Genomic DNA, 6631 nt, shown 5'->3' on the forward strand with positions numbered 1-6631 from the left:
GGAGTGGAAGGCCAGTGGCTAGGGCATGGCCGATCGAGTCCGCCTGGATACCTGGCTGGTGGAGCGAGGGTATTTTTCTTCGCGCCAGCAGGCGCAGCGGGCTATCTTGGCGGGAGAAGTCTTCCTCAACGGAGTACGGGCGGAAAAAGCCGGGACGTGGGTAAGCGGAGATCCTGTAGTCCACATCCAGGCCAAGTCTGCTTTTGTCTCGCGAGGAGGAGAAAAGCTTCAGGGGGCACTGCAAGCTTTTCCCATTCAAGTCCAGGGTCGCATCTGTTTGGATGCTGGCATCTCCACTGGGGGCTTCACCGATTGCCTCCTGCAACGAGGGGCGCAGCGGGTCTATGGGGTGGATGTGGGCTATGGCCAATTGGCCTGGTCTTTGCGAACTGACCCGCGGGTAATCCTTAGGGAACGAACCAACTTGCGCTATCTTCAGCCAGCCGATCTCTACGGAACCGAGGTGCCCACTCCCAACTGGCCGGATCTGGCAGTGGTGGATCTCTCCTTTATTTCCCTGACTAAGGTGTTGGATCCTCTGTGGAAGCTGTTGCGCTCGCCGCGGGAAGCCTTGCTGCTAGTCAAGCCGCAGTTTGAGGCGGGCCGAGGCCAGGTGGGCAAAAGGGGGGTAGTGCGGGATCCGGCCGTCCATGCCCGCGTGCTGCAGACAGTAATGCAGGCGGCGGTGGCCCGCGGCTGGCAGGTGCAGGGCTATACGTGGTCGCCCATCACCGGCCCTGCCGGCAACATCGAGTACTGGCTCTGGCTGGCGGAAGGAGAAGGGATCCCTCTCCCCGACACCGGTGCGCTACAACAGATGAGCGAACAGGCAAGAGCAGCCTTACACCCATAAAGTAGTGCACTTGTCAATACGTCATTATGCCGAGTTGAGAACGATGAGCGCAGCCATTGAAGAATTGTTTCAGGAAGGGATCCGGCGCTACGAGGCGGGGGAAGCGGCCAAGACGCTGATCCCTTCCTTCGAGGCCATTTGTAAGGGATCCCCGAAGGCGGCAGCAGCCTGGACTTGCTTGTCCTGGCTCTATCTTTTGGAGGGGCAAGCGGAAAAAGCCCTGAAAGCTGCCCAAACTGCTGTGAAGCTAGACCCGGTGGACGCCCAGCCGCGGGTGAACTTGACTTTGGCGATGCTGGAGCTGAAAAAAACAGGGGTACGCCAGCAGGTGGAGATCATCAAGCAAATCTTGGCGCGGGATCCCGAGCAGATCGAGGGGGTCAAATCTAACTTGGCAGAGGGAGGGAACCGCCGTCCCAATTGGCCTCAGTTGAGCAAGATGCACCAATGGCTATTTGAAGTAGACCAAGCAGGTTAAGCAGGCTTAACCCGATTTTGCAACAAGAATTTAGGAAAATCTAGAGCTTGTCAACTTAATCCGCAACTTTTAACAATATTCTCATAGAGTTGGTGCTAGACTTCTCTTACCAAATCGCAAGACGGTATTCGGGCACCGCTGTGAGTTAGCTTGCATCCCACGCAAGCCTGTGGATTTGTTGGGCTTTGAGGAGATGCAAGGGTTTCTGTTTGGTGTGACACTTCTTGCATCGACTTGCATTGAAATTGAGTTCTGCTTTTGATTTTCTTTGACTGTAAATTGGAGGAACTTGAAGATGAACCGTCAGACCGTTTGGGTTAAAGGCGAGACCCGCAACCACCAGGGCCACTTCATCCCTCAATCCGAGTATACGTTGGTCGATGTTGACCAAAATGGCTGGGCGTTGATCTGTGTTGACAATGCCCGCTGCTATTATGTGGATCCCGACCAGCTCCGCTTTGAGGCGGGATGAGGTCTGTTGCTGCCCATGGAGGGCTTCCTGGCGAGAGTTTCCTAGGAGAGCAGCATCCTTCCCCTGCTTTTGGGCGTGGGTTTGTTTATGGTTTGGTATCCCTGAGGCTGCGCCAGAGGACTGGCCGGTGATGCCCATGTACAGAACCGGTTTTAAGCTGATACCTGGGGGCTCTGCGACCGCAACCCAACGATCAATCTAGCGGAGTCAGCCTAGGCAAGGAGGCAGCGCCCTATTTCAGCTTGGCCGACTCCCCAAGAACACAGAGGGCCTGGGCTGGAGCAGGCTCTTTTTGCCCCTACTCAGGCTGTCCCCGCTCACGCATAGCTTCGGCCAGCAGTTGGGCTACCTCGGGGCGGGAGAACTCCGGCGGGGGGATCTCGCCGCGGCGCAGCATTTCCCGCACCTTGGTGCCCGAGAGGTGGATGCGCTGGTGGGGCTGGCTGGGGCTGGTCTTGGCCGTGGCCATGGTGCCGGTGACGGTGCAATAGAAGGCATGTTCAAACTTGAGGGGGATGATGCCCAGTTCCTCGGGACGGAACTCATCGAAAATATGCTGGGCATCATAAGGGCCGTAGTAGTTGCCCACCCCGGCGTGATCCCGGCCCACAATAAAATGGGTGCAGCCGTAGTTTTTGCGAACGAGGGCGTGGAAGATGGCCTCGCGCGGGCCGGCGTAGCGCATGGCCGCAGGGTTGATGGCCAGGATCACCCGCTCCTTGGGGAAGTACTTTTCGATCAGCACCTCGTAGCAGCGCATGCGCACCTCGGCGGGGATGTCGTCGTTTTTGGTGGCCCCCACCAGCGGGTGGAGAAACAGCCCGTCCACGATTTCCAGAGCGCACTTTTGAATGTACTCGTGGGCGCGGTGGATGGGGTTGCGGGTTTGAAAGCCGACAATGGTTTTCCAGCCTCTTTCCCGAAACAGTTGCCGCGACTGGGCCGGGTCGATCTGGTAGGCCGGGAAAAGGGGATGGGGATCCCGCTGCAAGAGAGTTACAGGGCCGGCCAAATAGACGGATCCCTGTTGGTAGAGCACCTTCACCCCCGGATGCTGCTCATCGGTAGTGCGGTAGACCTGCTGCGCTTCGCGGGTTTTGTCGTAGGTGAACTTCTCGGTCAATTCCAACAGGCCCAAGAGCCTGCCCTCGGCATTGGCCAAGGCAATGGTCTGCCCTTCCTTGAGATCGGCAGCTATCTCGGCAGAGACCGGCAGCGTTACCGGCAGCGACCAAGCCAGGCCGTTGGCCAGGTGCATCGTCTCCAGAACCGACTGGTAATCTTCCCGCCCCATGAAGCCGGTGAGCGGGCTGAAGCCCCCGATGGCGATCATCTCCAGATCCGACTGGGCCCGCTCGTCGAGGTGGAGGATGGGGCAGTGTTCAGCTTTGGAGCGCAGCTCCTGCGCCTGCTCAGGGGAGGCAATGCGGTTGACCAAGGTGCCCCCGTGGGGCGGAATGGCATCGCCAGAAACAGTCATCTTCGCCTGGGATGGAGTCATAGCGTGCAGACCGGAACGGCAACCGAGCAGACAGGGATCCCTAACCCTACACCCTCCTTTCCTCCGGCGCAATCCAGACTAGTACCAACTGCCTAGTCCAGCATGTAGGGGGGCATATCTTCGTCGGTGGGCGACACGTTGTCAAAGATGGGCCGATTCATGATCTTCTTTTGCGCGTGCAGAGGCGAAGGCTGGGGTTGCGGCTTGGGTAAAGGTGCGACTTGCCCTCGGCGGCTTTGCAGTTCCTGAATGGTCTTGGCCCGCTCCTCGGCCACCGCCTGTAACTGGGCCAGCGCCTTCTGCAATTCGTCGCGGTGGGCAGTGACTTGCTGTAGCTGAGCTTGCAGGGCAGAGACTTTGTTTTGGTAGTCCTGCAAAAGTTGTTGAGCTTCGGCCAGTTGGCTTTTGAGGGTTTCAAGGTCCGGCGATTCTGGGGCTGGTTCTGTAGGAGACTGAGAAGACATCGTTGTCGGCTCCTCGCCCGTGGGAGTAGATTCTGCAGGGGTGGGCTCTGAACTGGTTTTAGCACTGGCCTTGCGCCGAGTGCGGGAAGTTTCTCCCGAAGAAGGAAAGAGGCTACGGTCCGATCCAGTCACAAGAGCACCTCATGTTCGACAAACTGCTCCAATCGCTGACACACCACCGAGCCAGGCCGATAGTCCATGACCGTCAAGCCGTAGTCAAAAGCGGTGCGCAAATCGCTGCTATCTGGAATGGTAACGGGTGAAAGCACATCCGCAAAAATCTGTTGCGCTTGCACATACAATTGCCCGGTATGGGATCCGGACCAGATGCCCCCTGGCAAGTAGCGGTCGTCCAGCATGGTCAAGATGGCGCGGACTTGGCTCAACTCGCCCTTCAGGGACTCGACATAGCGCAGGGTCACCTCTGTACAAGAGAAGTCGACGCGGTTGAGCCGTGTCGGGATCAACACGCGCCGGGCCGCCCGCAGGGCGTTGGCGGTGAGGGCGTTCAGTTCCCCTGGCGTATCGAGAAAGACAAAGTCGTAATCCGGCAGCAGGGGAGCGAGCTGATGCTGCAACAGGTCTTGCCCGGAGTCGCCAGCAGCCGCCAGTTGGGCCGCCACTTCCGCCATGGTGCTGTGGGAGGGCGCCACATCCACCCCCTTGTCGGTGCAATAGATCACCTCTTCCAAAGGACGTCGGTACTGCGGGTGCAGGCTGGCCCAAACCGTTTCCTCGGGGGGCAGGGATCCGGCCTCTTCCAGGTAAAGGCTGCTGGCGGTGGCTTGGGAGGTGAGATCGATGAGCAGAACTCGGTAGCCCCGTTGAGCCGTTAACTGAGCCGCGTGGACGCAGAGGGTGGACTTGCCGGTGCCCCCTTTGTTGTTGGTAAAAGCCAGGACGCGTGCCATCAGCTTCCCCAGGGTTTGTTTCAGGCGCTTCCGATTTCCCGATTCCCCTTGGCCAGATTGGGTCAGGTGCCGCCGCAGCAGTCTATGCTATTGGGTGTAGCCTGGTGGAGGACAACCATGCGCGATGTACTGGCGATTATCCTGGGCGGTGGGCGTGGCACCCGACTTTATCCCCTGACCAAGCGCCGTGCTAAACCTGCTGTGCCTCTGGCAGGCAAGTATCGCCTCATCGACATCCCGGTCAGCAACTGCATCAATTCTGATATTGATAAAATCTACGTCCTCACCCAGTTCAACTCCGCCTCCCTCAACCGCCACATCATCAACACCTACCGCATGTCTCCCTTCACAGGCGGCTTTGTGGATATTTTAGCGGCCCAACAGACGCCCGATAACCCGGATTGGTTTCAGGGCACCGCCGACGCTGTGCGCCAATATCTCTGGCTGATGGACTCCTGGAAGCCGCGGGACTTCCTCATCCTATCGGGGGATCACCTCTACCGCATGGACTACCGCCCCTTTATTCACTATCACCGGCAAACCGGAGCCGATGTGACGCTGGCGGTGCTCCCCTGCGAAGAAAAAGTGGCTTCGGGTTTTGGCTTGCTCAAGATCGACGCCGATGGACGGATCGTCGATTTCAAAGAAAAGCCGCAAGGGGAGCTGCTGAAAGCCTGTCAGGTGGATACCCAAGCCCTCGGCCTCAGCCCGGAAGAGGCCAAAGCCAAGCCCTACATCGCCTCGATGGGCATCTATGTATTCAGGCGGGAGGCCCTCATCGAGATGCTGAAGGTGAAGGAGCACACCGACTTCGGCAAAGAGGTGCTGCCGTCAGCCATCGGCAAGTACCATCTGCAGGCCTACCCGTTCAAGGGCTACTGGGAGGACATCGGCACCATCGAGGCTTTTTATCGAGCCAACCTGGCGCTGGTGCAGCAGCCCAACCCTCCCTTCAGCTTCTTTGACAGCGAAATGCCCATCTACACCCGCCCACGCTTTTTGCCCCCCAACAAAATCCTCGATTCCCAGATCGTCAACTCCATGATTGCCGACGGTTGCATCATCAAAAATGCTCAAATTCGCAATTCCATCATCGGCATTCGCAGCCGCCTGGAGGCCAATACCATTGTAGAGAATACCCTGGTCATGGGGGCCGATTACTACGAGTCGGCAGAAGAGCGGCAGGCCAAGCTGGAGGCTGGGATCCCACCGGTGGGCATCGGCGCCAACTCCCACATCGTCAACGCCATCGTGGACAAAAACGCCCGCATCGGGCGCAATGTCCGCATCCTCAACAAGGATCACGTCAGCGAAGCGCAGCGGGAAGAGGAAGGGATCTGGATCAGCAACGGCATCGTCACCATCATCAAGGACTCGGTGATCCCGGACAACACCGTCATTTGATCGGGGGAAGCCGGCTTTGGCCGAGAACCTGGCTGGCGAACGCTGAGGAGGCGCTGTTAAGCAAGATAAGAGAAAACAAGAGGCTTTTGCCATTACGATAGATTACGATAGATATTAAGAGCTTTAAAAACAGATTGTGAGATCCCTTGAGCGTGGTTAACAGGATTTCCTCCATTGCCGACCTAGAAGTTTACGATCCGCAATTCATCACTCGTTACTACCGCTGGCGCCTGCTCCGGGTGATGGGTCGGGCGCTGGCCATTCTCTGGCCCCTCCTCTGGTTTGTTCTCTGTCTACGCTGGGATCAGCTTTGGGGACAGGGCGATCGCAAAGTGCCCCAGCGGGCAGAGCAGTTGCGCAAGCTGCTCACTGACCTAGGGCCTACCTTCATCAAGGTGGGGCAGGCCCTCTCGACGCGACCGGACTTGGTGCGCAAAGACTACTTGGAAGAGCTCACCAAGCTGCAGGATCAATTGCCCAGCTTTCCTTCCCAGGAGGCGTTTGCCCGCATTGAGTCAGAGTTGGGCCGTCCGATCACCGAGATCTAC

The 6631-nt window shown here is 58.2% G+C and carries 7 protein-coding genes and 1 pseudogene; 5 read left to right on the top strand and 3 right to left on the bottom strand.

Annotation, left to right across the window (positions count from 1 at the left end; translation table 11 throughout):
* Nucleotides 1-25 precede the first annotated feature (25 nt).
* From NW848_RS12565 to NW848_RS12575, 3 genes are all read left to right on the top strand, one after another.
* Nucleotides 26-853: a TlyA family RNA methyltransferase gene (locus NW848_RS12565; protein WP_099887110.1), complete on the top strand. Its 828-nt coding sequence runs from the start codon at nt 26-28 to the stop codon at nt 851-853.
* 43 nt (nt 854-896) lie between these two features.
* Nucleotides 897-1331, top strand: a complete 435-nt coding sequence (locus tag NW848_RS12570) for a hypothetical protein (protein WP_011430399.1) — start codon at nt 897-899, stop codon at nt 1329-1331.
* A gap of 295 nt (nt 1332-1626) precedes the next feature.
* Nucleotides 1627-1803, top strand: a complete 177-nt coding sequence (locus NW848_RS12575) for a hypothetical protein (RefSeq protein WP_168173350.1) — start codon at nt 1627-1629, stop codon at nt 1801-1803.
* A 298-nt stretch (nt 1804-2101) separates the two neighbouring features.
* On the opposite strand, the gene sat is transcribed toward NW848_RS12575, so the two are convergent.
* The 3 genes from sat to NW848_RS12590 all read right to left on the bottom strand — a co-directional run bounded on the left by sat (nt 2102) and on the right by NW848_RS12590 (nt 4679).
* Nucleotides 2102-3283: a sulfate adenylyltransferase gene (gene sat, locus NW848_RS12580; protein WP_168173349.1), complete on the bottom strand. Its 1182-nt coding sequence runs from the start codon at nt 3281-3283 to the stop codon at nt 2102-2104.
* 113 nt (nt 3284-3396) lie between these two features.
* Nucleotides 3397-3768, bottom strand: coding sequence for a hypothetical protein (locus NW848_RS12585; protein WP_011430402.1), 372 nt, complete (start codon nt 3766-3768; stop codon nt 3397-3399).
* Nucleotides 3769-3896: 128 nt separating this feature from the next.
* The gene (locus NW848_RS12590; RefSeq protein ID WP_011430403.1) at nt 3897-4679 is read right to left on the bottom strand and encodes a ParA family protein; all 783 of its coding nucleotides are present in this window, start codon (nt 4677-4679) and stop codon (nt 3897-3899) included.
* Nucleotides 4680-4796: 117 nt separating this feature from the next.
* Here NW848_RS12590 and NW848_RS12595 point away from each other — a divergent pair, with 117 nt between their 5' ends.
* Both NW848_RS12595 and NW848_RS12600 read left to right on the top strand, forming a co-directional pair.
* Nucleotides 4797-6083: a glucose-1-phosphate adenylyltransferase gene (locus NW848_RS12595; RefSeq protein ID WP_011430404.1), complete on the top strand. Its 1287-nt coding sequence runs from the start codon at nt 4797-4799 to the stop codon at nt 6081-6083.
* A 152-nt stretch (nt 6084-6235) separates the two neighbouring features.
* Nucleotides 6236-6631, top strand: a pseudogene (locus NW848_RS12600) (AarF/ABC1/UbiB kinase family protein); the annotation flags it as partial.

The organism is Synechococcus sp. RC10A2 (assembly GCF_047502605.1).

Excerpts from the sequence above, each read along its gene's own strand:
- NW848_RS12565 (WP_099887110.1), top strand. The coding sequence starts at position 26 with ATGGCCGATCGAGTCCGCCTGGATACCTGGCTGGTGGAGCGAGGGTAT.
- NW848_RS12570 (WP_011430399.1), top strand. The coding sequence starts at position 897 with ATGAGCGCAGCCATTGAAGAATTGTTTCAGGAAGGGATCCGGCGCTAC.
- NW848_RS12575 (WP_168173350.1), top strand. The coding sequence starts at position 1,627 with ATGAACCGTCAGACCGTTTGGGTTAAAGGCGAGACCCGCAACCACCAG.
- sat (WP_168173349.1), bottom strand. The coding sequence starts at position 3,283 with ATGACTGTTTCTGGCGATGCCATTCCGCCCCACGGGGGCACCTTGGTC.
- NW848_RS12585 (WP_011430402.1), bottom strand. The coding sequence starts at position 3,768 with ATGTCTTCTCAGTCTCCTACAGAACCAGCCCCAGAATCGCCGGACCTT.
- NW848_RS12590 (WP_011430403.1), bottom strand. The coding sequence starts at position 4,679 with ATGGCACGCGTCCTGGCTTTTACCAACAACAAAGGGGGCACCGGCAAG.
- NW848_RS12595 (WP_011430404.1), top strand. The coding sequence starts at position 4,797 with ATGCGCGATGTACTGGCGATTATCCTGGGCGGTGGGCGTGGCACCCGA.